This is a genomic window from Citrobacter sp. CF971 (genome assembly GCF_006385635.1).
GTDB classification, from domain to species: Bacteria; Pseudomonadota; Gammaproteobacteria; order Enterobacterales; family Enterobacteriaceae; genus Citrobacter; species Citrobacter freundii.
Genome location: NZ_CP041051.1, coordinates 113,286 through 136,824, shown reverse-complemented (window position 1 = coordinate 136,824; position 23,539 = coordinate 113,286). Strand labels below are relative to the sequence as shown.

The following is a 23,539-nucleotide window of genomic DNA, read 5'->3' as shown; positions in this document are numbered from 1 at the left end:
ATTGAGGAGCGATTATGTCTTTTCATGATCCGCTAACGCTAAAACTGAGCCTGCGTGAAAAATTCGCCTACGGAGTGGGTGACTTCGGCTCAAATTTGATGCTGTGTATCGGCACACTGTATCTGCTTAAATTTTATACCGATGAACTAGGGATGCCGGCCTGGTACGGTGGGATTATCTTTTTGGTGGCGAAGTTCTTCACCGCCTTCACCGATATTCTGACCGGCGTGTTGCTGGACTCAAGGCGTAATATTGGCGCAAAGGGGAAATTCAGACCCTTTATTTTGTATGCGTCATTTCCTGTCGCCGTCGTCGCCAGCGCACAGTTTTTAGCGACAGGATTTACGCTAACAGTGAAAACGGGGCTGGCAACGGTGTTGTTCATGCTGTTCGGCCTGTTCTATAGCCTGATGAACTGTTCCTACGGCGCGATGGTGCCTGCAATTACTAAAAATCCACATGAACGCGCTCAGCTCGCCGCCTGGCGTCAGGGCGGCGCTACCGTAGGCCTGTTACTGTGTACCGTTGGCTTTATGCCGATTCAGGCGCTATTTGTCAGTTCGCCTTCGCTGGGGTATCTGATTGCCGCACTGCTCTTCTCTGTCTGCGGATTGTTCAGTATGTGGTGGTGCTTTAGCGGTGTGAAGGAACGCTATATCGAAATCGTGCCGGATCACCATAAACCCAGTATTCTCAAATCGTTCTGCGCCATTTTCCGTAACCCTCCACTACTGGTGCTATGTGTTGCCAACTTGTGCACGCTGGCGGCATTCAACATTAAGCTGGCAATTCAGGTGTATTACACCCAGTACGTGCTGAACGATATACATCTGCTGTCGTGGATGGGTTTCTTCAGCATGGGATGCATTCTGGTTGGGGTACTGCTGGTTCCCACAGCTGTAAAACGCTTCGGTAAAAAACAGGTTTACCTCGGCGGTCTGGCGCTATGGGCAATCGGCGATGTGCTGAACTTTTTCTGGGGCAGCACGTCATTTTTATTCGTGATGTTTTCTTGCATGGCCTTCTTCGGAACCGCTTTTGTTAACAGCCTGAACTGGGCGCTGGTTCCGGATACGGTCGATTATGGCGAATGGAAGACGGGGATCCGTGCGGAAGGCTCGGTATATACGGGTTATACCTTTTCGCGCAAAATTTCCGCGGCGCTCGCAGGCTTCCTGCCTGGGATTATGCTGACACAAATCGGTTATATCCCCAACATAGCCCAGAGCGATGCTACCCTGCTCGGTTTGCGTCAACTTATTTTTCTCTGGCCTTGCGGACTTGCGATTATTGCAGCACTCACAATGGGCTTCTTTTATAAACTCAACGAAACACGTTTTGCTTTTATTATTGAGGAAATCAGCCAACGGAAGAAAAACAACATCCAACCGGACCCTATTACCAATAAAAAGAATACCTCTGCTGTAAACGTATAAAAATAATAGCCGCCTATTCCATCCAAATGGATGGCGGCCTCCCTACGCTTAAAAAATGGATTTATCATGAAAAAATTAACGACAATAATTTTCTTATCCTCTGTGGTATCAACCTCTGCTTTCGCTGGAGCCTATGTAGAAAACCGCGAAGCATACAACCTGGCATCCGACCAAATAGAGGTCATGATGCGCGTCGGCTATAACTCTGATATGGGTGCGGGCATCATGCTCACCAACACCTACACGATGCAACGCAAGGATGAGCTAAAACACGGCTATAACGAAATAGAGGGCTGGTATCCGTTATTTAAACCGACAGATAAATTAACAATCCAACCTGGCGGGCTAATAAACGATAAGAGTATTGGTTCTGGCGGTGCTGTTTATCTGGATGTTAACTATAAATTTACACCATGGTTTAATCTTACCGTGCGTAATCGATATAATCATAATAACTACAGTTCAACCGACCTGAACGGTGACCTGGATAATAATGATACCTATGAAATAGGTAACTACTGGAACTTTGCCATTACCGATAAATTTTCCTATACCTTTGAACCGCACTATTTTATGCGAGTCAATGACTTCAATAGCAGCAACGGAAAAGATCATCACTGGGAAATTACCAATACCTTTAAATATCGGATCAATGAACACTGGTTGCCCTACCTGGAATTACGCTGGTTAGATCGCAATGTTGAACCCTATCATCGCGAACAAAACCAGATTCGTGTTGGGGCAAAGTATTTCTTCTGATACTGCTGATGATAAAAAAAGCCGCTGATAATCAGCGGCTTTTTTATGCTTACCTGAGAAAGAGCGTTAATTACTCTTCTTTCGCGCCACGCATTGCACGGCGACGATCGTTTTCAGTCAGGTGACGCTTACGAATACGGATAGAGGTTGGGGTAACTTCTACCAGTTCGTCGTCATCGATGAATTCCAGAGCCTGCTCCAGAGTCATCTTAACCGGCGGAACCAGAACCGTTGCTTCGTCAGTACCGGACGCACGCATGTTGGTCAGTTTCTTACCGGTCAGGCAGTTTACAGTCAGGTCGTTAGAGCGGCTGTGAATACCGATGATCTGGCCTTCGTAAACTTCAGCACCGTGGCCCAGGAACAGCTTACCGCGGTCCTGCAGGCTGAACAGTGCGAACGCAACTGCTTTGCCCTGGCCGTTAGAGATCAGTACGCCGTTCTGACGCTGACCCACATCACCCGCACGAACATCGTCGTAGTGGCTGAAGGTGGAGTACAGCAGACCGGTACCGGAAGTCATGGTCATGAATTCTGAACGGAAGCCGATCAGACCACGGCTTGGGATCACGTAGTCAAGACGTACGCGGCCTTTGCCATCTGGATTCATGTTTTTCAAGTCGCCTTTACGCTCACCCAGAGCCTGCATGACAGAACCCTGATGCTGCTCTTCGACGTCCAACGTTACGTTTTCGAACGGCTCTTGTTTACGGCCATCGATTTCGCGGAAGATAACTTTCGGACGGGAAACCGCCATTTCGAAACCTTCACGACGCATGTTTTCAATCAGAACAGACAGGTGCAGCTCACCACGACCGGATACGCGGAACGCATCCGCATCTTCGGTTTCTTCAACGCGCAGCGCAACGTTGTGCACCAGCTCTTTGTTCAGGCGGTCAAGGATCTGACGAGAGGTAACATATTTACCTTCTTTACCACAGAACGGAGAGGTGTTTACGCAGAAGAACATGGTTACGGTCGGTTCATCAACGGACAGAGCCGGCAGCGCTTCGACGTTCTGCGGATCGCAGATGGTGTCGGAGATGTTCAGTTCGCCCAGACCGGTGATCGCGATGATATCGCCGGCTTCGGCAATATCGCTCTCGATACGTTCCAGACCCAGATGAGTCAGAACTTTACCGACTTTACCGTTACGGGTTTTGCCTTCGCTATCAATGATAGTGATCTGCTGGTTCGGTTTAACTTTACCGCGTTTAATGCGGCCGATACCGATTACGCCAACGTAGTTGTTGTAGTCCAGCTGAGAGATTTGCATCTGCAGCGGGCCATCAAGATCTACGTTCGGAGCCGGTACACGATCAACGATAGTCTGATACAGCGGAGTCATGTCTTCAGCCATATCTTCGTGATCCAGACCTGCGATACCGTTCAGCGCGGAAGCGTAAACGATCGGGAAGTCCAGCTGTTCGTCGGTAGCGTCGAGGTTAACGAACAGGTCGAATACCTGATCAACAACCCAGTCAGGACGCGCGCCAGGACGGTCAACTTTGTTGATAACAACAATTGGCTTAAGGCCATGGGCAAAGGCTTTTTTGGTCACGAAGCGCGTCTGCGGCATCGGACCATCCATTGCATCCACCACCAGCAGCACGGAGTCGACCATGGACATTACACGTTCAACTTCACCACCGAAGTCGGCGTGCCCCGGGGTATCAACGATGTTGATGCGGTAGTCATTCCATTTGATAGCGGTGTTTTTAGCGAGGATGGTAATCCCACGCTCTTTCTCCAAATCGTTGGAGTCCATCACGCGCTCTTGGGTTTCAGCACGTGCATCGAACGTACCGGATTGTTGGAGCAGCTTGTCTACCAGGGTCGTTTTACCATGGTCTACGTGCGCGATGATGGCGATGTTACGCAAATTTTCGATCACAACTTTGCCTCAGGCATTTTAGAAATAGCGCGTTATTGTACACGGATTAATCGCAGTACAAAACAGGATCACAAACATCCTCCGCAAACAAGTATTGCAGAGTTTCTTTGTGATCACATTCACGGAGCGTTAAAAGGGGTAATCTGACATGCCTTGCACCAACATGGTGCTTAATGTTCACATTAAAGCACTATAATGGTGCAATACAACCTTCATGGTGCAGCCCCTTTGCACGATAGTGCGCATGATAACGCCTTTTAGGGGCAATTTAAAAGTTGGCACAGATTTCGCTTTATATTTTTTACGGCGACACGGCCAATTTTTTGCAGAATTGAAGACTTCGTTACCACGACGACCATGACCAATCCGGGAGAGTAAGTATGTCCGCTGAACACGTTTTGACGATGCTGAACGAACACGAAGTGAAGTTTGTTGATTTGCGCTTCACTGATACCAAAGGTAAAGAACAGCACGTCACTATTCCTGCTCATCAGGTAAATGCCGAATTCTTTGAAGAAGGCAAAATGTTTGACGGCTCCTCAATCGGTGGCTGGAAAGGCATTAACGAATCAGACATGGTTCTGATGCCAGATGCGTCTACTGCACTCATCGATCCGTTCTATGAAGAGTCTACCCTGATCATCCGTTGCGATATCCTGGAACCGGGTACGCTGCAGGGCTATGACCGCGACCCGCGCTCCATCGCAAAACGCGCTGAAGAGTATCTGCGTTCTACCGGCATCGCAGACACCGTTCTGTTCGGGCCAGAGCCAGAATTCTTCCTGTTTGACGACATCCGTTTCGGCGCGTCTATTTCCGGTTCCCACGTGGCAATCGATGACATCGAAGGCGCATGGAACTCCTCCACCAAATACGAAGGTGGTAACAAAGGTCACCGTCCTGGTGTGAAAGGCGGTTACTTCCCGGTTCCTCCGGTAGATTCTTCTCAGGACATCCGTTCTACCATGTGTCTGATCATGGAAGAGATGGGCCTGGTTGTTGAAGCGCATCACCACGAAGTGGCGACCGCTGGCCAGAACGAAATCGCGACCCGCTTTAACACCATGACCAAAAAAGCGGACGAAATTCAGATCTACAAATACGTCGTGCACAACGTTGCGCACCGTTTCGGTAAAACCGCGACCTTTATGCCAAAACCGATGTTCGGTGATAACGGTTCCGGTATGCACTGCCACATGTCCCTGTCCAAGAACGGCGTAAACCTGTTCTCTGGCGACAAATATGCGGGTCTGTCTGAGCAGGCGCTGTTCTACATCGGCGGTGTAATCAAGCACGCTAAAGCGATCAACGCCCTGGCTAACCCGACCACCAACTCCTATAAGCGTCTGGTCCCAGGCTACGAAGCGCCGGTAATGCTAGCTTACTCTGCGCGTAACCGTTCTGCTTCTATCCGTATTCCGGTTGTTGCTTCTCCGAAAGCGCGTCGTATTGAAGTGCGTTTCCCGGACCCGGCTGCTAACCCATACCTGTGCTTCGCAGCACTGCTGATGGCCGGTCTTGACGGCATCAAGAACAAGATCCACCCGGGCGAAGCCATGGACAAAAACCTGTACGACCTGCCGCCAGAAGAAGCGAAAGAGATCCCACAGGTTGCTGGTTCTCTGGAAGAAGCACTGAAAGAACTGGATCTGGACCGTGAGTTCCTGACTGCAGGCGGCGTGTTCACCAATGAAGCGATCGATGCGTACATTACGCTGCGTCGCGAAGAAGATGACCGTGTGCGTATGACTCCGCACCCGGTAGAGTTTGAGCTGTACTACAGCGTTTAATCGTTTGAGTTGCCGTGGAACTTTTAGCCTGCTCAGGCAGGCTTGAGATCGATGGCGAATGATAGGACGCCTGATGGCGCAAGCTTATCAGGCCTACCGGTAACATCACCTTGTAGGCCGGATAAAGCAAAGCCGCCATCCGGCATCTGCGTTTGCCAGTCATCTGTAGCCCATCCCAGGATGGGCTTTTTTCTCCACTAACAACCTGCTTTCTCGCGCTTTTTTGATGTAAAAAGCTATAATGCACTAAATTGGTGCAACACTTTTCAGGAGACTGCTGAATGGCAACCGGCACGCTGCCCGATGCTGGGCAGATCCTCAATTCTTTAATCAACAGCATTTTGCTCGTCGACGATGAGCTGGCGGTACATTACGCCAATCCGGCGGCACAGCAGCTGCTCGCCCAAAGCTCCCGCAAACTGTTTGGTACACCGCTTCCCGATCTGTTGAGTTATTTCTCCTTAAACATCGGACTGATGCGAGAGAGCCTGGAAGCAGGCCAGGGCTTTACGGATAACGAAGTGACGCTGGTGATAGACAGCCACTCACATATCCTGTCAGTGACCGCTCAGAGGCTGCCTGATGGCCTTATCCTGCTGGAGATGGCGCCAATGGATAACCAGCGCCGTCTGAGTCAGGAGCAGCTCCAGCACGCCCAGCAGATTGCCGCCCGCGATCTGGTGCGCGGTCTGGCGCACGAAATCAAGAACCCTTTAGGTGGATTACGCGGCGCAGCGCAGCTACTCAGTAAAGCGCTTCCGGACCCGGCGCTGACCGAATATACCAAAGTCATTATTGAGCAGGCCGACCGCCTGCGTAATCTGGTCGACCGTCTGCTGGGACCACAACAGCCTGGCATGCATGTCACGGAAAGTATTCACAAGGTGGCGGAGCGCGTGGTGGCGCTGGTCTCAATGGAGCTCCCGGAAAACGTCACGCTGATTCGTGATTACGACCCGAGTCTGCCCGAATTACTGCACGACCCGGACCAGATCGAGCAGGTTCTGTTAAACATCGTGCGCAATGCTTTGCAGGCGCTGGGAGCGGAAGGCGGTGAGATCATTCTGCGTACCCGCACCGCGTTTCAGCTCACGCTGCACGGCGTACGTTATCGCCTGGCGGCACGGATTGATGTTGAGGACAACGGTCCGGGTATTCCCTCGCATTTGCAGGACACGCTGTTCTACCCAATGGTCAGCGGTCGCGAAGGCGGTACCGGGCTTGGATTATCCATCGCCCGCAATTTAATTGATCAACATTCCGGCAAAATTGAATTTACCAGTTGGCCGGGTCATACCGAGTTCTCGGTTTACCTGCCTATCAGGAAATAAGGTGACGTTTATGCAACGAGGAATAGTCTGGGTCGTTGATGACGATAGTTCCATCCGTTGGGTGCTTGAACGTGCGCTCGCAGGGGCAGGGCTAAGCTGTACCACATTTGAAAGTGGTAAAGAGGTGCTGGACGCGCTGGCCAGCAAAACGCCTGACGTACTGTTGTCGGATATTCGCATGCCGGGCATGGACGGTCTGACGCTGTTAAAACAGATTAAACAGCGGCATCCGATGCTTCCGGTCATCATAATGACCGCGCACTCCGATCTGGATGCTGCCGTCAGCGCCTATCAGCAAGGGGCGTTTGATTATCTGCCCAAACCTTTTGATATTGATGAAGCCGTGGCGCTGGTCGAACGTGCCATCAGCCATTATCAGGAACAGCAGCAGCCGCGCAATGTTCAGATAAACGGCCCAACAACTGACATCATCGGCGAAGCGCCGGCAATGCAGGACGTCTTTCGCATTATTGGCCGCCTGTCCCGATCGTCAATCAGCGTATTGATTAACGGGGAGTCCGGGACCGGTAAAGAGCTGGTCGCCCATGCGTTGCACCGCCATAGCCCGCGCGTCAAAGCGCCGTTTATCGCCCTGAACATGGCGGCAATCCCAAAAGATTTGATCGAATCTGAGCTGTTTGGTCATGAGAAAGGCGCGTTTACCGGGGCGAATACCATTCGTCAGGGGCGCTTTGAACAGGCCGACGGCGGTACGCTATTTCTCGATGAAATAGGTGATATGCCGCTGGACGTGCAAACGCGTTTATTGCGCGTATTAGCCGATGGACAGTTTTACCGCGTTGGCGGCTATGCGCCCGTGAAGGTGGACGTACGTATTATCGCCGCCACGCACCAGAATCTGGAACTACGCGTACAGGAAGGCAAATTCCGCGAAGACTTATTCCATCGTCTGAACGTCATCCGCGTGCATTTGCCGCCGCTGCGTGAACGTCGGGAAGATATCCCACGTCTGGCGCGCCATTTCCTGCAGGAGGCCGCGCACGAACTGGGGGTTGAAGCCAAACAATTACACCCGGAGACCGAGGCGGCGCTGACCCGTCTGGCCTGGCCGGGTAACGTGCGTCAGCTTGAGAACACCTGCCGCTGGTTAACCGTCATGGCCGCCGGCCAGGAAGTACTGATTCAGGACTTACCAGCCGAGCTGTTTGAAACCACCGTGCCTGACGCACCGTCCCATATGCAGCCAGACAGCTGGGCAACCCTGTTGGCACAGTGGGCAGACCGGGCCTTGCGTTCCGGTCATCAAAACCTGCTTTCTGAGGCTCAACCGGAAATGGAGCGCACGCTGTTGACCACCGCGCTACGTCATACCCAGGGGCACAAACAGGAAGCCGCACGCCTGCTTGGCTGGGGCCGTAATACCTTGACGCGTAAGTTAAAAGAACTCGGAATGGAGTGACGATTCGTCACTGTGTAAAGATTGATAATTGAGCGCAAATTGCTGCTATTTTGCGCTTTACTGTTCCGATGAGTTAAGTATGATCGTGCCCGGCAAACGGGGGAAGTCATCATGCTGGAATCAATGATTAATCTGCTGTCGAGCGGTGCGGTCGAAAGCCATACGCCACAAACTGCGGTTGCCGCAGTGCTGTGTGCGGCGCTGGTTGGGCTGTTCAGCTGAAGGCGCGCCGGATGGCGCTAACGCTTATCCGGCCTACAGATTATTGCGACGTGTAGGCCCGGTAAGCGTAGCGCCACCGGGTAACCCGGTTAAATGACGCGGGAGAACTGCTGCATGCGTGCTTTCTGCCGCAGATAGGCATCAAAGCACATGCAAATATTACGGATCAACAGGCGCCCCTTCGGCGTAACCTGAATCCCCTTCTCATCCACATCCACCAGCCCATCTTTCGCCAGCGGTGCCAGCAGTTTCAGGTCTTCGGCAAAATAGTCAGCGAAGTTCAGAGCCCATTGCTGTTCCACAGCGGCATAGTCGAGGCGGAAGTTACAGATCAGGAGCTTAATAACATCACGACGAATGCAGTCATCGCGGGTCAGGGCAATTCCGCGCCACAGTGAGTTCCCCTGCTCGTCAACCTGCTGATAATAGCGCTTCAGCTCTTTCTGGTTCTGCGCGTAGTTGTCACCAATCATACTAATGGCTGACACGCCCATTCCCAGCAGATCGGTATCACCCTGGGTGGTATAACCCTGGAAATTACGATGCAGCACACCCTTGCGTTGAGCAATCGCCAGCTCATCATCCGGCCGAGCAAAGTGATCCATACCAATGAACTGATAACCGGTTTCGGTCAGTGAAGAAATGGTTTCCTGCAGGATATCCAGCTTCTGCTGCGCGCTGGGCAGGTCGGCGTCTTTAATCTTGCGCTGAGCGGCAAACAGCGTCGGCAGGTGCGCGTAGTTGAAGACGCTCAGTCGGTCTGGATTCAGCTCAGCAACGCGTTTCAGGGTAAAGGCGAAACTTTCCGGCGTCTGTTTTGGCAAACCATAAATCAGATCGATATTCGTTGAGGTAAAGCCAATCTCACGCGCATGATTCAGCAGCGCAAAGATAAACTCCTCATCCTGCTCACGGTTCACCAAGCGCTGAACTTCTTTATTGAAGTCCTGCACCCCCATGCTCAGGCGGTTAAAACCTTCAGCGCGTAAATGATCGAGCACATCCAGCTCAATTTCACGCGGATCCACTTCGATCGAGATTTCGGCGTCGTCGTTAAAGTTAAAGTTGCCACGCAGCAGCGACATCAAACGGCTGATTTGCGCTTTATTCAGATACGTTGGCGTGCCGCCGCCCCAGTGCAGCTGACTGACATGACGTCCGGCAAACAGCGGTGCGCGATGAATAATTTCTTGTTCTAAGACATCGAGGTATTGATCGGCTTTATGCTGCTGGCGAGTCACGACCTTGTTACAGCCACAGAAATAACACAGCTTGTGGCAGAACGGGATGTGAACGTACAGCGAGAGAGGACGCTCAGGATAACGCGCCACGGCCTTTAGAAATGCTTCAGTGCCGTAGTCTTCAGAAAACTCCAGCGCGGTCGGGTACGAGGTATATCGTGGCCCGGAATAGTTATATTTCTGGATCAGGGCCAGGTCCCAGTCTATAAACTGCTCTGACATGCTCACTCCTTCCGATGGCGTCTCTGGCGGGTACGGCGTACCGACTTAACCCCAGTACGGGTGATAAGTCGGTTGCGCAGCCACTTCTGTCGCCGCGACAACCGCTGTAGTTTAACGAATAACCACACCAGATAACATATAACCGGAAGGGTTATAAGCAGGACGGGAAGACCCACGGTGTAAAACCGTTAGTTGCCGCCTTTCAGCAGGCGCATCATGTCTTCCTGCTTTTCTTCTTCTTCCTCTTCTTCCTCGTCATCGTAAGAAAGACCCAGCTTTTGCATCAGCTCATCAATGCGGTCCAGCTTGGCATCAACCCAGGACTGATCTTCCGCGCTCAGGGTCTCTCCTGCTTCAAGACGCTCCAGCAGCGCATCCAGGCGCTCATCCGTTTCCAGTAAATCCAACTCAGCCTGTGGTGAAAGCATAGGTTTCTCACTCTTCGGTTTGTGCTGTTTGGTGACTTTTTCAGTCACGCCCAATGGAATGGGGGTTTTGCTGCCAATACGAGGATCTTTTTGCTTATTTTGGTTTCCGCCACCAGATGCGCCTTCGCTACCGGACGCACGGCTACCTGCCGCATGACCACGGTGTTTTTTCTGGCGCTTACGGTCGCGAGCTTCCTGGTTAATTTCTTCGCGTGTTTTACGACGCGCTTTTGCAGGACCTTTACCGCGTGGTGTAGAAGTTGGTTTCATCATGATTCGTCTTTGGCTGTTTTATTCAGTATATAATTGCGCCGGAATCTAGCAGAAATAAAGAAAAAAGGCGACAGAGTAATCTGTCGCCTTTTTTCCTGACTCTCAACCCTTACGGGCTCTACAATCCCTGTTGGCTATCAACACACCCTGTTTTTCCCTTAGCCTCTAACATTCCGTGTTGTTTCCATTTCCTTTTACTAACGTCTCCGGACGTTTGTCTTCCTGACAATCCTGTGTCTTCGCCTCCTGGCGCTCCTGACCCTCATCCTGAGTCGTCTATCCTGTCAGCTTCCTCGCTATGGACGCTACTTTACCGTTTTGGTTTAAACGTACAAGTAACCTGGGTAACAATTTCTGATTTTAAGAATAGCGCCCAAATATAACTCTATGATTTATTTTAGTTCTGTCATTTTTTACTCTGTCATCTCGTATAGAAACTGTCGGCAATGTCTCACAAAGCGCGTGGTTTTTACTCACACTGCCCACTCGTCGAAAAACCAGCCTTTTGCTGGGGTTCAGGTATAATCGCTGCAAAGCCCTGATTGATGGAGAGGACTGCTTTGACTAACTTGAATTATCAACAGACGCACTTTGTGATGAGTGCGCCTGATATTCGCCACTTACCTTCCGACACGGGTATAGAAGTGGCTTTTGCTGGCCGTTCCAACGCAGGCAAATCCAGTGCGCTAAATACCCTGACGAATCAAAAGGGTCTGGCGCGTACATCTAAAACGCCAGGTCGTACTCAGCTCATCAACCTGTTTGAAGTCGTTGACGGCAAACGCCTGGTCGATTTGCCAGGATACGGTTATGCCGAAGTTCCAGAAGAGATGAAGCGCAAATGGCAGCGCGCGCTGGCTGAATATCTGGAAAAACGTCAGAGCCTGCAAGGTCTGGTGGTACTGATGGATATTCGTCATCCGTTAAAAGATCTCGATCAACAGATGATCCTGTGGGCGGTTGAGAGCAACGTTCAGGTTCTGGTACTGCTGACTAAAGCAGATAAGCTGGCCAGCGGTGCACGCAAAGCGCAGTTGAATATGGTACGCGAAGCCGTACTGGCATTTAACGGTGATGTGCAGGTAGAAGCATTCTCATCGCTGAAAAAGCTGGGTGTGGACAAACTGCGGCAAAAACTGGATAGCTGGTTTAGTGAACTGGCACCGATTGAAGAGATGCAGGACGGGGAATAACCCACCGTATTGCCGGATGGCGCCGCTGCGCGTCTTATCCGGCCTACAGCATGTACAAAACTTTTCTTTCGCACAATAAAAAACGCCCCAGTCATTACTGACTGGGGCGGCTAAAATATTCAGCCAAATCCGATTACGTGAAGTAAAAGGTCTGAAAGATAGAACATCTTACCTCTGTACCCTACGAGAATAACTTTACTCTTTTTTGAGCAGCTCAGAAAGCACTTTTTGTAATTTTTTTTCATTCCTTACATAGGGAATTCTAATGGACATCACAAAAAGCTCTCTCTTATGTTGCTTAGTTACGAAAAAGAGCCGTTATTCAGTAAACCCTTAGTGCGCCTGATCCCAGTTTTCGCCACTACCGACTTCCACCAGCAACGGCACGTCAATCTGGGTCTCGTTTTCCATCAGTTGGTGGATCTTTTTAGAGACGCTTTCGAGGTCATCTTTATGCACTTCAAACACCAGTTCATCGTGTACCTGCATGATCATACGCACACGCGGTTGCTCGGTTTGCAGCCATCTGTCCACCGCAATCATCGCTCGTTTGATAATGTCTGCGGCAGTACCCTGCATCGGGGCGTTAATTGCCGCGCGTTCTGCACCTGCACGACGAGCACCATTACTGGATTTAATATCCGGTAAATAGAGACGGCGACCTTCCAGCGTTTCTACATAACCCTGCTCTTTCGCCTGCGCGCGGGTACGTTCCATATATTCCAACACGCCTGGGTAGCGTTCGAAGTAGAGATCCATGTACTTCTGCGCTTCTTTACGCGGAATATTCAACTGGCGCGCCAGACCAAAGGCGCTCATCCCGTAGATCAAACCGAAGTTAATGGCTTTCGCACTGCGGCGTTGCTCGCTGGTCACAGAATCAAGCGGTAAACCAAAGACTTCTGCCGCCGTTGCGCGGTGAATATCTTTCCCTTCGGCAAACGCGGTAAGCAGACCTTTATCACGTGAAAGGTGCGCCATGATACGCAGTTCAATCTGTGAGTAGTCCGCAGAGACAATCACGTAGTCTTCTGGCGCAATGAACGCCTGACGAATACGACGACCTTCGTCATTACGTACCGGGATGTTTTGCAGGTTCGGATCCGTTGAAGACAAGCGACCCGTTGCGGTAACTGCCTGATGATAGGAAGTGTGCACGCGCCCGGTCTTCTTGTTAATCATCAACGGAAGCTTATCCGTATAGGTCGACTTCAGTTTTGCTAACCCACGATATTCCAGGATAACTTTCGGCAACGGATAATCCAGCGCTAACTCTTCCAGCACCTCTTCCGACGTTGATGGTGCGCCGCCCGGCGTTTTCTTCAGCGGCTTAATACCCTGCTTTTCAAACAGGATGGTTTGCAGTTGCTTGGTGGAAGACAGGTTAAACGCTTCTCCGGCGATCTCGTGCGCTTTTTGCTCCAGCTCGTTCAAACGCAGCGTCAATTCTTCTGAATGCTTGTGCAGAACAGCCGGATCGATTTTCACACCGTTGCGCTCAACACGAGACAAAACTGGCACCAGCGGCATATCAATATTTTCAAAGACGTTCAGTGGCCCTTTATGCTGCTGTAATTCTGGCCACATTTTCAGATGCAGCTGTAGCGTAACGTCGGCGTCTTCCGCAGCGTAACGACCGGCCTCTTCCAGTGCTATCTGGTTAAAGGTCAGCTGGTTTTTGCCCTTTCCGGCGATCTCTTCAAAGGTGATGGTTTTATGTTTAAGCCAGCGGTCCGACAGGCTGTCCATATCGTGTCGGCCAGCGACACTGTTAAGAATGTAGGATTCAAGCATGGTGTCAAAGGTGATGCCGCGCAGCTCGATGCCATAGTTCGCCAGGATACCGCGATCGTACTTCAGGTTCTGCCCGACTTTATGCGCATTCTCATCTTCAAGCAGCGGCTTCAGCAGCTCCAGCGCGCGATCGCGAGCTATTTGATCGGGGGCATCCAGGTAATCGTGGGCAACAGGAACATATGCCGCCACACCCGGTTCAATGGCAAAAGACAGGCCAACCAGATTCGCGGAAATATTGTCCAGGCTGTCAGTTTCCGTATCGAAGGCAAAGACAGGTGCTTTTTTCAGCTTCGCGATCCACTCTTCCAGCGTCGCTTCGTCCAGAATCGTCACATAGTTATCATACGAAAGAACCGTAGCCGGCTCCTCAGGCGTTTCATCGACGACAATAGTTTCTTGCGGTTTTGCCGCCGGCTTCGTCCCTTTCGCCTGTAGCCATTTACCCGCTTCAACGTCAGTAACCCAACGTTTGAATTCATACTGTTTAAACAGGCCAAGCAGTTCTTCCGCTGCCGGTTGACGGACTTCCAGCTGCTCGCAGGTCAACTCCAGCTCAACATCCGTTTTGATAGTAGCCAATTGATAAGAGAGGTACGCCACCTCTTTATTCTGCTCAAGTTTGCCCGCCATGGTTTTCGCACCACGGAATGTCAGCCCTGCAATTTTGTCTGATTCAGCATAGAGAGTATCCAGCCCACCCAGCCCCTGCAGCAGAGCCTGCGCAGTTTTTTCACCTACGCCTGGAACGCCAGGGATGTTATCTGAGGAATCCCCCATCAGCGCCAGGAAATCGATGATCAGTTCCGGCGGGACACCGTATTTATTTACCACCTCATCCGGGCCGAGGATCGTATTGGTCATGGTGTTGATAAGGGTGATATTCGGCGTCACCAACTGAGCCATATCTTTATCACCAGTGCTAATCAGCACCGGACGACCCACCTTCTCTGCTTCCCGCGCCAGCGTACCGATGACATCATCCGCCTCCACGCCAGAAACCGCCAACAGTGGCAGCCCCATCGCTTTTACCATCGCATGCAGAGGTTCAATCTGCGCACGCAGATCGTCCGGCATGGGTGGGCGGTGCGACTTATAGTGTTCGAATAACTCATCACGGAAGGTTTTACCCTTGGCGTCGAATACCACCGCCGCGTGGGTCGGCTGATATTGCAAAATCAAGCTACGCAGCATGTTGAGGACACCGTACATCGCACCCGTAGGTTCTCCTGCACTGTTAGTCAGCGGTGGGAACGCGTGGTATGCGCGATACAGGTAAGATGAGCCATCTACAAGGATAAGTGGGTTTTCTGGGATCTGAACCATAATGTCCGTGCCTGTTTATCAGATTATGGGTAAAGGATGCCACAGACAGGATGAAAACATGAGTTTTTCGCCGCATTTGTCGAAAAACTTTTGTAGATCTTCTGCTTTGCTCGCAAAGACAGCTGTGGATAACTTTGTGAATAAATAATTTACAGCTCTTTAAATATAACAAGGCAATTATTGCCTCATAATATTTTTATATGTATTTCAATGAATTAAATAAATACACAGCATTTTATTCCATTTTTACAGCTTATATCCTGATGTGGATAGATATTCCTCTTTTTTCTATTGAGGGAAGATCCATCATTTGGTTCGTTTTCTGATAAAATCAGCCCCTTGCGCCTCTTTCGCGCACTGTCTATGGCTAACCTTTTGAATAATTTAATTATGACGAGAATACTCGCTGCGATAACGCTGTTGCTGAGTATCGTATTGACCATATTGGTCACGATTTTTTGTTCTGTGCCGATCATCCTTGCGGGAGTTGTGAAACTCCTTTTGCCTATTCCTGTCGTCTGGCGCAAGGTTTCTGTCTTCTGTAATTTCATGATGTACTGCTGGTGTGAAGGTCTGGCGCTACTGCTGCACCTTAATCCACGGCTAAAGTGGGATGTTGAAGGACTGGAAGGTCTTAGCAAGAAAAACTGGTATCTGCTCATTTGTAATCATTACAGCTGGGCCGATATCGTTGTGCTTTGCGTTCTGTTCCGTAAGCACATCCCGATGAATAAATATTTCCTCAAGCAGCAGTTGGCCTGGGTACCCTTTATTGGCCTGGCCTGCTGGGCGCTGGATATGCCGTTTATGAAACGCTATTCACGTGGCTATCTGCTTCGCCATCCGGAACGCCGTGGTAAAGATGTCGAAACAACGCGTCGTTCCTGCGAGAAATTTCGCGTACACCCGACAACCATTGTGAATTTTGTCGAAGGTTCGCGCTTTACCAAAGATAAACGTGAGCAAACCCGCTCGCCCTATCAAAACCTGCTCCCTCCTAAGGCGGCCGGTATTGCAATGGCATTGAATGTACTGGGTTCACAGTTCGATAAAATGTTGAACGTCACGTTGTGCTATCCGGAAAACAGCAGTCGACCGTTCTACGACATGCTGAGCGGTAAGTTAACGCGGATTGTCGTGCGGGTGAATCTGGAGCCAATTCATGAAGAGTTGCACGGTGACTACGTGAACGATAAGGGATTCAAGCGTCGGTTTCAGCTCTGGCTAAATACGCTATGGAGTGAGAAAGACGCGCAGCTCGACGCGATTAAAGCCTCAAATAAAAAAGCCGGTCAGTGACCGGCTTTTGCTTTTATTTCTGACCAACCAGGTACTTCACGGTATCCGCATACTGTTGTACGAAAATATCCATGCTGCTGGTATCCATGCCCTGCGGGTTGACCTGATATTTGCCATTCACGAACATCGCCGGAACGCCCTGCAGCTGTAAATCAGCCGCCGCTTTTTCCTGCTGTGCCACGAGTGATTTCACCACGAAGCTGTTCCATGCCGCATCATAGTCTTCACCTTTAATACCTGCGTCGACAAACACTTTACGGATATCAGCAACAGACTGAACGGTCTGGGTTTTCTGAACGCCTTCAAACAGCGGAACGGTGACCTGATCTTCAACGCCCAGCGCCATTGCAACCGCCCATGCCTGCGTCAGATCTTTACCCAAAGGCCCGAGAAACTCGACGTGGTATTTGGTCATCTTGGTGCCTTCCGGCAGCTTTTTCTTCACATTATCAGATACGTGAAGCACTTCTTCAAACTGGTAGCAGTGCGGGCAGTAGAAGGAGAAGAACTCCAACACTTGCGGTTCACCCGCAACTGGCTTTTCCAGAGTGATGTATTGTTTGCCATCCTGGAACTGCGCTGCAGATGCGCTAAAAGCTAAGACCATACCAGCCAGCGCCAGCCATATTTTTTTCATGTTCAAGTTTCTCCGATTAATACATTGGCGTTAATTGTAAGGGGGGCTCTTGCAGAATTTTTGCCTGCTCAATAAAGGTCGCGGTCTGACGATGCCAGTAATCTTCCCCGGTTAACCACGGGAAGTTTTTTGGAAATGCAGGGTCAGCCCAACGTCGAATTAGCCAGGCAAGATAATAAACTAAACGCATAGCGCGTAAAGGTTCTATCAGTCCGATTTCAGAGATGTCGAACTCACTAAACTCTTCATAAGCCTCGATAATGGTTTCAAGCTGCATACGTTGTTCAGCTTTATCGCCATTGAGGAGCATCCATAAATCCTGAATAGCCGGACCGTTGCGGGCATCATCTAAATCGACAAACATCGGGCCATCGCGCCACAGAATATTACCGGCATGACAATCACCGTGCAGGCGTAACGTGGTTAAACGCGTATGCCAGCGTTCAGTAACGATCGCGATAAGCGCATCCGTTGCCTTCAGGAAGGCCGCTTTTTGCCCTGATGGGATTAGCTGTGCGTGTTCAAAAACTTTACGCGGCTCAGTCAGGTATTCTTCAAGGCCGATCGTTGGGCGGAAGGCAAAAGTACGCTTGCATCCGGTCTGGTGCATACGCCCGAGATAGCGCCCCACCGCCTCCATCTGATCGATGTTGTCGGCTTCAAACTGACGTCCACCGACGCTGGGAAAGATCGCATAATGGAAACCCTGATGGCTTAATAGCGTTTGACCGCTGAATACCAGCGGAGCAGCTACCGGGACTTCATCGTTTACCAGTTCCAGAGCAAACTGGTGCTCTTCCTGGATCTGATCGACAGACCAACGTTCAGGGCGATAAAACTTAACGACAAAGCGTCGACGGTCTTCGTCCTGGAATTGATAGACACGGTTTTCATAGCTGTTAAGCGGGGTAAGCCCGGAGTCCACCCGGATCCCCTGCTCAAACAGTGCATCCATGATGGTATCCGGGTGTAGCGTCTGGAAATTAAAAGCGTTGTCGTTCATCCCATCATCCGGAAAATACTACGAATGATTCAGGATATCATTTCGCAGCGCTTTCGGTGGCGGCGATTACAAGCTTTTACTCTTTAATTACGCCACGTGCGCGGAGTAGTGCAGTTTTAAAATCTTCTTCATAATCTTTCTGAATACCTGGAATGACCGCATCTTTCGCCGAGTCACGCATTTTCAGGTGATAGATCAGAATGTCATCAGTTAAATCCGCCAGTTCGCCGTCAAAACCTGACTCTTGCGCCAGTTTCTGTAAAAATTGCATCAGGTTAAGATCGGGTTCCTTCTGCCAGGCAGGCTGGAGGAGTTCAATAACTTCATTCAGACGTTTACATTTCATGGTTGTGCTCCTTAGGCTCAATACAGATACGTTAGCAGGGTCAATCCCACATTAAAAGAGGCGATATCAGTGATTCTGGATAGTGCAATAACAGGGGTTGTGCTGGCTGGCGGTAAGGCCAGACGGATGGGCGGAACCGATAAAGGTCTGCTTGAGCTGGACGGTAAACCTCTTTGGCGACATGTGGCCGACATTCTCGCTTTGCAGGTCGAAACCGTGGTGGTTAATGCCAATCGCCACAGGGATATATACCAGCAAAGCGGCCTGAAAGTTATTCCCGATTCATTGGCCGATTTCCCTGGCCCACTGGCCGGGATGCTATCGGTATTCCTGCAGCAAACGGGGGAATGGTTTTTGTTCTGCCCGTGCGATATGCCCTATATTCCTCACGATCTGGTCGCTCGTTTAAAAGAGCAGCGCAAAGCAGCACCGGTTGTCTGGGTGCATGATGGTGAAAGAGATCACCCAACCATTGCGCTGATGCACCGCTCTATGCAGCCTTTACTGCAGGATTATCTTCAGTCCGGTGAACGACGCGTTATGGTCTTTATGCGTTTGGCAGGCGGTCATGCTGTCGATTTCAGCGATCATAAAGATGCGTTCGTAAACGTGAACACCCCCGAAGAGCTCGCAAAATGGCAGGAAAAATCATGATCCCATTACTCGCCATTGCGGCATGGAGCGGCACGGGAAAAACCACGCTGCTCAAAAAGTTGATCCCGGAACTACGTGCCAGAGGTATACGTCCCGGATTGATTAAGCATACTCATCACAAGATGGATGTCGACAAGCCCGGTAAAGATAGCTATGAGTTACGCAAAGCCGGTGCAGCACAAACGCTGGTCGCCAGCCAGCAACGTTGGGCATTAATGGTAGAAACACCGGAAGAGCCCGAACTGGATTTAGCGTATCTGGTAAGCCGGATGGACGCTTCAACGTTGGATATGGTGTTGGTCGAGGGATTTAAGCATGAACCTGTCGCTAAGATCCTACTTTTCCGCGAAGGCTGCGGGCATAGTCCTGAGGAATTGGTGATGGACGACTATGTTATAGCGGTTGCCAGTGACGTTCCGCTGGCGGTGGATGTTCCATTGTTAGATATCAACAACACACAGCAAGTAGCTGATTTTGTTACGCAATGGGCCAGAAGATAACTGCGGTGTCGTGATGTGCCTGATGCGCTGCGCTTATCAGGCCTGCACAATACATTCAGCCCGGCGGTTTTACCCCGCACACACGCAAAAAAGCCCATCCGTCAGGATGGGCTTCTTCACTTTATTTGATGCCTGGCAGTTCCCTACTCTCGCATGGGGAGACCCCACACTACCATCGGCGCTACGGCGTTTCACTTCTGAGTTCGGCATGGGGTCAGGTGGGACCACCGCGCTACAGCCGCCAGGCAAATTCTGTTATTAACCCGCTTTTCGCCGGTTAATCTAATCTGTATCAAGCTGAATATGATGTCTGTCTTTCGCCAAAACACCTTCGGCGTTGTAAGGTTAAGCCTCACGGTTCATTAGTATCGGTTAGCTCAATGTATCGCTACACTTACACACCCGACCTATCAACGTCGTCGTCTTCAACGTTCCTTCAGGAGACTTATAGTCTCAGGGAGAACTCATCTCGGGCAAGTTTCGTGCTTAGATGCTTTCAGCACTTATCTCTTCCGCATTTAGCTACCGGGCAATGCCATTGGCATGACAACCCGAACACCAGTGATGCGTCCACTCCGGTCCTCTCGTACTAGGAGCAGCCCCCCTCAATTCTCCAGCGCCCACGGCAGATAGGGACCGAACTGTCTCACGACGTTCTAAACCCAGCTCGCGTACCACTTTAAATGGCGAACAGCCATACCCTTGGGACCTACTTCAGCCCCAGGATGTGATGAGCCGACATCGAGGTGCCAAACACCGCCGTCGATATGAACTCTTGGGCGGTATCAGCCTGTTATCCCCGGAGTACCTTTTATCCGTTGAGCGATGGCCCTTCCATTCAGAACCACCGGATCACTAAGACCTGCTTTCGCACCTGCTCGAGCCGTCACTCTCGCAGTCAAGCTAGCTTATGCCTTTGCACTAACCTCCTGATGTCCGACCAGGATTAGCTAACCTTCGTGCTCCTCCGTTACTCTTTAGGAGGAGACCGCCCCAGTCAAACTACCCACCAGACACTGTCCGCAACCCGGGTAACGGGTCCACGTTAGAACACCAGCCATTAAAGGGTGGTATTTCAAGGATGGCTCCATGCAGACTGGCGTCCACACTTCAAAGCCTCCCACCTATCCTACACATCAAGGACCAGTGTTCAGTGTCAAGCTATAGTAAAGGTTCACGGGGTCTTTCCGTCTTGCCGCGGGTACACTGCATCTTCACAGCGAGTTCAATTTCACTGAGTCTCGGGTGGAGACAGCCTGGCCATCATTACGCCATTCGTGCAGGTCGGAACTTACCCGACAAGGAATTTCGCTACCTTAGGACCGTTATAGTTACGGCCGCCGTTTACCGGGGCTTCGATCAAGAGCTTCTCCTTACGGATAACCCCATCAATTAACCTTCCGGCACCGGGCAGGCGTCACACCGTATACGTCCACTTTCGTGTTTGCACAGTGCTGTGTTTTTAATAAACAGTTGCAGCCAGCTGGTATCTTCGACTGATTTCAGCTCCACGGGTAAACCGCTTCACCTACATATCAGCGTGCCTTCTCCCGAAGTTACGGCACCATTTTGCCTAGTTCCTTCACCCGAGTTCTCTCAAGCGCCTTGGTATTCTCTACCTGACCACCTGTGTCGGTTTGGGGTACGATTTCGTGTTACCTGATGCTTAGAGGCTTTTCCTGGAAGCAGGGCATTTGTTACTTCAGCACCGTAGTGCCTCGTCATCACACCTCAGCGTTAAAAAGGTACCGGATTTACCTGGAACCTCCGCCTACATGCTTAAACCGGGACAACCGTCGCCCGGCTAACATAGCCTTCTCCGTCCCCCCTTCGCAGTAACACCAAGTACAGGAATATTAACCTGTTTCCCATCGACTACGCCTTTCGGCCTCGCCTTAGGGGTCGACTCACCCTGCCCCGATTAACGTTGGACAGGAACCCTTGGTCTTCCGGCGTGCGGGTTTTTCACCCGCATTATCGTTACTTATGTCAGCATTCGCACTTCTGATACCTCCAGCATACCTCACGATACACCTTCAACGGCTTACAGAACGCTCCCCTACCCAACAACACATAGTGTCGCTGCCGCAGCTTCGGTGCATGGTTTAGCCCCGTTACATCTTCCGCGCAGGCCGACTCGACCAGTGAGCTATTACGCTTTCTTTAAATGATGGCTGCTTCTAAGCCAACATCCTGGCTGTCTGTGCCTTCCCACATCGTTTCCCACTTAACCATGACTTTGGGACCTTAGCTGGCGGTCTGGGTTGTTTCCCTCTTCACGACGGACGTTAGCACCCGCCGTGTGTCTCCCGTGATAACATTCTTCGGTATTCGCAGTTTGCATCGGGTTGGTAAGTCGGGATGACCCCCTAGCCGAAACAGTGCTCTACCCCCGAAGATGAATTCACGAGGCGCTACCTAAATAGCTTTCGGGAGAACCAGCTATCTCCCGGTTTGATTGGCCTTTCACCCCCAGCCACAAGTCATCCGCTAATTTTTCAACATTAGTCGGTTCGGTCCTCCAGTTAGTGTTACCCAACCTTCAACCTGCCCATGGCTAGATCACCGGGTTTCGGGTCTATACCCTGCAACTTAACGCCCAGTTAAGACTCGGTTTCCCTTCGGCTCCCCTATACGGTTAACCTTGCTACAGAATATAAGTCGCTGACCCATTATACAAAAGGTACGCAGTCACCCCATAAAGAGGCTCCCACTGCTTGTACGTACACGGTTTCAGGTTCTTTTTCACTCCCCTCGCCGGGGTTCTTTTCGCCTTTCCCTCACGGTACTGGTTCACTATCGGTCAGTCAGGAGTATTTAGCCTTGGAGGATGGTCCCCCCATATTCAGACAGGATACCACGTGTCCCGCCCTACTCTTCGAGTTCACAACCTGTGCATTTTGGTGTACGGGACTATCACCCTGTACCGTCGGACTTTCCAGACCGTTCCACTAACACACAAGCTGATTCAGACTCTGGGCTGCTCCCCGTTCGCTCGCCGCTACTGGGGGAATCTCGGTTGATTTCTTTTCCTCGGGGTACTTAGATGTTTCAGTTCCCCCGGTTCGCTTCATTACGCTATGTATTCACGTAATGATAGTGTGACGGATCACACTGGGTTTCCCCATTCGGAAATCGCCGGTTATAACGGTTCATATCACCTTACCGACGCTTATCGCAGATTAGCACGTCCTTCATCGCCTCTGACTGCCAGGGCATCCACCGTGTACGCTTAGTCGCTTAACCTCACAACCCGAAGATGTTTCGTAAAACATCATCGTGTTGCGAAAATTTGAGAGACTCGAACACACCGCTTTTCATTTCTTATTACGGAGAAATGAAACAGTGTGTCGTTTCAATTTTCAGCTTGATCCAGATTTTTAAAGAGCAAAACTTCGCAGTGAACCTTTTCAGGTACACTCTGAAGTTTTCTTGTGTTTTTGCAGTAAAGATGGTGGAGCTATGCGGGATCGAACCGCAGACCTCCTGCGTGCAAGGCAGGCGCTCTCCCAGCTGAGCTATAGCCCCATCGTAGTTATCTCATTCACCTTAATTCCTGCTGAGACAAGGCGTGGAGCGGCGAAGCATACTGAAGTATGCGAGTCGTTTCACAACGCGGTATCAGAAAGAATTTGGTAGGCCTGAGTGGACTTGAACCACCGACCTCACCCTTATCAGGGGTGCGCTCTAACCACCTGAGCTACAAGCCTGCAGAGATTTTCTTACTGCTAATTTTCATCAGACAATCTGTGTGAGCACTACAAAGGCAGG

General features: G+C 50.8%; 17 protein-coding genes, 2 tRNA genes, 2 rRNA genes and 1 pseudogene. 10 read left to right on the top strand and 12 right to left on the bottom strand.

Translation table 11 applies throughout. The features are described from left to right. Positions 1-14: 14 nt before the first annotated feature. Together E6P06_RS04135 and ompL are read left to right on the top strand one after the other, a co-directional pair. Positions 15-1,436, top strand: a complete 1,422-nt coding sequence (locus E6P06_RS04135) for an MFS transporter (protein ID WP_003028645.1) — start codon at positions 15-17, stop codon at positions 1,434-1,436. Positions 1,437-1,502: 66 nt separating this feature from the next. After that, positions 1,503-2,195 carry a porin OmpL gene (ompL, locus tag E6P06_RS04130; RefSeq protein WP_003028643.1) on the top strand — a complete coding sequence of 231 codons (693 nt, stop codon included), beginning with the start codon at positions 1,503-1,505 and terminating at the stop codon, positions 2,193-2,195. A 70-nt stretch (positions 2,196-2,265) separates the two neighbouring features. Here ompL and typA read toward each other — a convergent pair whose 3' ends face one another. Continuing rightward, positions 2,266-4,089 (bottom strand): ribosome-dependent GTPase TypA, encoded by a 1,824-nt coding sequence (typA, locus tag E6P06_RS04125; RefSeq protein ID WP_003028641.1) that lies wholly within the window; start codon positions 4,087-4,089, stop codon positions 2,266-2,268. 380 nt (positions 4,090-4,469) lie between these two features. Between typA and glnA the strand changes: the two genes are divergently transcribed. The 4 genes from glnA (at position 4,470) to E6P06_RS04100 (ending at position 8,852) form a co-directional block, all read left to right on the top strand. Further along, positions 4,470-5,879, top strand: coding sequence for a glutamate--ammonia ligase (gene glnA, locus E6P06_RS04120; protein ID WP_003028638.1), 1,410 nt, complete (start codon positions 4,470-4,472; stop codon positions 5,877-5,879). A gap of 281 nt (positions 5,880-6,160) precedes the next feature. Further along, positions 6,161-7,210 (top strand): nitrogen regulation protein NR(II), encoded by a 1,050-nt coding sequence (gene glnL / locus E6P06_RS04110; protein WP_003028636.1) that lies wholly within the window; start codon positions 6,161-6,163, stop codon positions 7,208-7,210. A 10-nt stretch (positions 7,211-7,220) separates the two neighbouring features. Further along, complete coding sequence (glnG, locus tag E6P06_RS04105) at positions 7,221-8,630, top strand: nitrogen regulation protein NR(I) (RefSeq protein ID WP_003028633.1); 1,410 nt, start codon at positions 7,221-7,223, stop codon at positions 8,628-8,630. A gap of 111 nt (positions 8,631-8,741) precedes the next feature. Then, positions 8,742-8,852: a YshB family small membrane protein gene (locus E6P06_RS04100; protein WP_003028631.1), complete on the top strand. Its 111-nt coding sequence runs from the start codon at positions 8,742-8,744 to the stop codon at positions 8,850-8,852. Between the two features lie 89 nt (positions 8,853-8,941). Here E6P06_RS04100 and hemN read toward each other — a convergent pair whose 3' ends face one another. From hemN to E6P06_RS27885, 3 genes and pseudogenes are all read right to left on the bottom strand, one after another. Next, positions 8,942-10,315, bottom strand: a complete 1,374-nt coding sequence (gene hemN, locus E6P06_RS04095; RefSeq protein ID WP_139934965.1) for an oxygen-independent coproporphyrinogen III oxidase — start codon at positions 10,313-10,315, stop codon at positions 8,942-8,944. Between the two features lie 188 nt (positions 10,316-10,503). Next, positions 10,504-11,013 carry a Der GTPase-activating protein YihI gene (yihI, locus tag E6P06_RS04090; RefSeq protein ID WP_003028627.1) on the bottom strand — a complete coding sequence of 170 codons (510 nt, stop codon included), beginning with the start codon at positions 11,011-11,013 and terminating at the stop codon, positions 10,504-10,506. 168 nt (positions 11,014-11,181) lie between these two features. Then, a pseudogene (locus tag E6P06_RS27885) lies at positions 11,182-11,367 on the bottom strand (hypothetical protein). 209 nt (positions 11,368-11,576) lie between these two features. On the opposite strand from E6P06_RS27885, the gene yihA reads away from it, so the two are divergent. Continuing rightward, positions 11,577-12,209 (top strand): ribosome biogenesis GTP-binding protein YihA/YsxC, encoded by a 633-nt coding sequence (yihA, locus tag E6P06_RS04085; protein WP_003840416.1) that lies wholly within the window; start codon positions 11,577-11,579, stop codon positions 12,207-12,209. Positions 12,210-12,542: 333 nt separating this feature from the next. Here yihA and polA read toward each other — a convergent pair whose 3' ends face one another. Continuing rightward, positions 12,543-15,329 carry a DNA polymerase I gene (gene polA / locus E6P06_RS04080; RefSeq protein WP_003028623.1) on the bottom strand — a complete coding sequence of 929 codons (2,787 nt, stop codon included), beginning with the start codon at positions 15,327-15,329 and terminating at the stop codon, positions 12,543-12,545. Positions 15,330-15,692: 363 nt separating this feature from the next. Here polA and E6P06_RS04075 point away from each other — a divergent pair, with 363 nt between their 5' ends. Beyond that, on the top strand, positions 15,693-16,628 hold the full coding sequence (locus tag E6P06_RS04075) for an acyltransferase (RefSeq protein ID WP_003028622.1): 936 nt from the start codon (positions 15,693-15,695) through the stop codon (positions 16,626-16,628). A gap of 13 nt (positions 16,629-16,641) precedes the next feature. Here E6P06_RS04075 and dsbA read toward each other — a convergent pair whose 3' ends face one another. The 3 genes from dsbA to E6P06_RS04060 all read right to left on the bottom strand — a co-directional run bounded on the left by dsbA (position 16,642) and on the right by E6P06_RS04060 (position 18,614). Further along, positions 16,642-17,265, bottom strand: a complete 624-nt coding sequence (dsbA, locus tag E6P06_RS04070; RefSeq protein WP_003028621.1) for a thiol:disulfide interchange protein DsbA — start codon at positions 17,263-17,265, stop codon at positions 16,642-16,644. 16 nt (positions 17,266-17,281) lie between these two features. Then, the gene (locus E6P06_RS04065) at positions 17,282-18,268 is read right to left on the bottom strand and encodes a serine/threonine protein kinase (protein WP_134216438.1); all 987 of its coding nucleotides are present in this window, start codon (positions 18,266-18,268) and stop codon (positions 17,282-17,284) included. A gap of 76 nt (positions 18,269-18,344) precedes the next feature. Beyond that, positions 18,345-18,614 (bottom strand): YihD family protein, encoded by a 270-nt coding sequence (locus E6P06_RS04060; protein ID WP_003028616.1) that lies wholly within the window; start codon positions 18,612-18,614, stop codon positions 18,345-18,347. A gap of 126 nt (positions 18,615-18,740) precedes the next feature. Between E6P06_RS04060 and mobA the strand changes: the two genes are divergently transcribed. Then, a complete protein-coding gene (gene mobA, locus E6P06_RS04055) occupies positions 18,741-19,268 on the top strand; it encodes a molybdenum cofactor guanylyltransferase MobA (RefSeq protein ID WP_230320601.1) in 528 nt (175 codons plus the stop codon). Then, positions 19,265-19,768: a molybdopterin-guanine dinucleotide biosynthesis protein MobB gene (gene mobB / locus E6P06_RS04050; RefSeq protein ID WP_032938387.1), complete on the top strand. Its 504-nt coding sequence runs from the start codon at positions 19,265-19,267 to the stop codon at positions 19,766-19,768. Before mobA ends, mobB begins: the two co-directional genes overlap by 4 nt. A gap of 130 nt (positions 19,769-19,898) precedes the next feature. Here the strand turns inward: mobB and rrf are convergent. The 4 genes from rrf to E6P06_RS04030 form a co-directional block, all read right to left on the bottom strand. Then, positions 19,899-20,014 (bottom strand): 5S ribosomal RNA (gene rrf / locus E6P06_RS04045). A 95-nt stretch (positions 20,015-20,109) separates the two neighbouring features. Next, positions 20,110-23,014 (bottom strand): 23S ribosomal RNA (locus E6P06_RS04040). Positions 23,015-23,220: 206 nt separating this feature from the next. Continuing rightward, positions 23,221-23,296 (bottom strand) — tRNA-Ala (locus E6P06_RS04035). Between the two features lie 105 nt (positions 23,297-23,401). Next, positions 23,402-23,478: transfer RNA gene (locus tag E6P06_RS04030), tRNA-Ile, on the bottom strand. Positions 23,479-23,539: the final 61 nt, after the last annotated feature.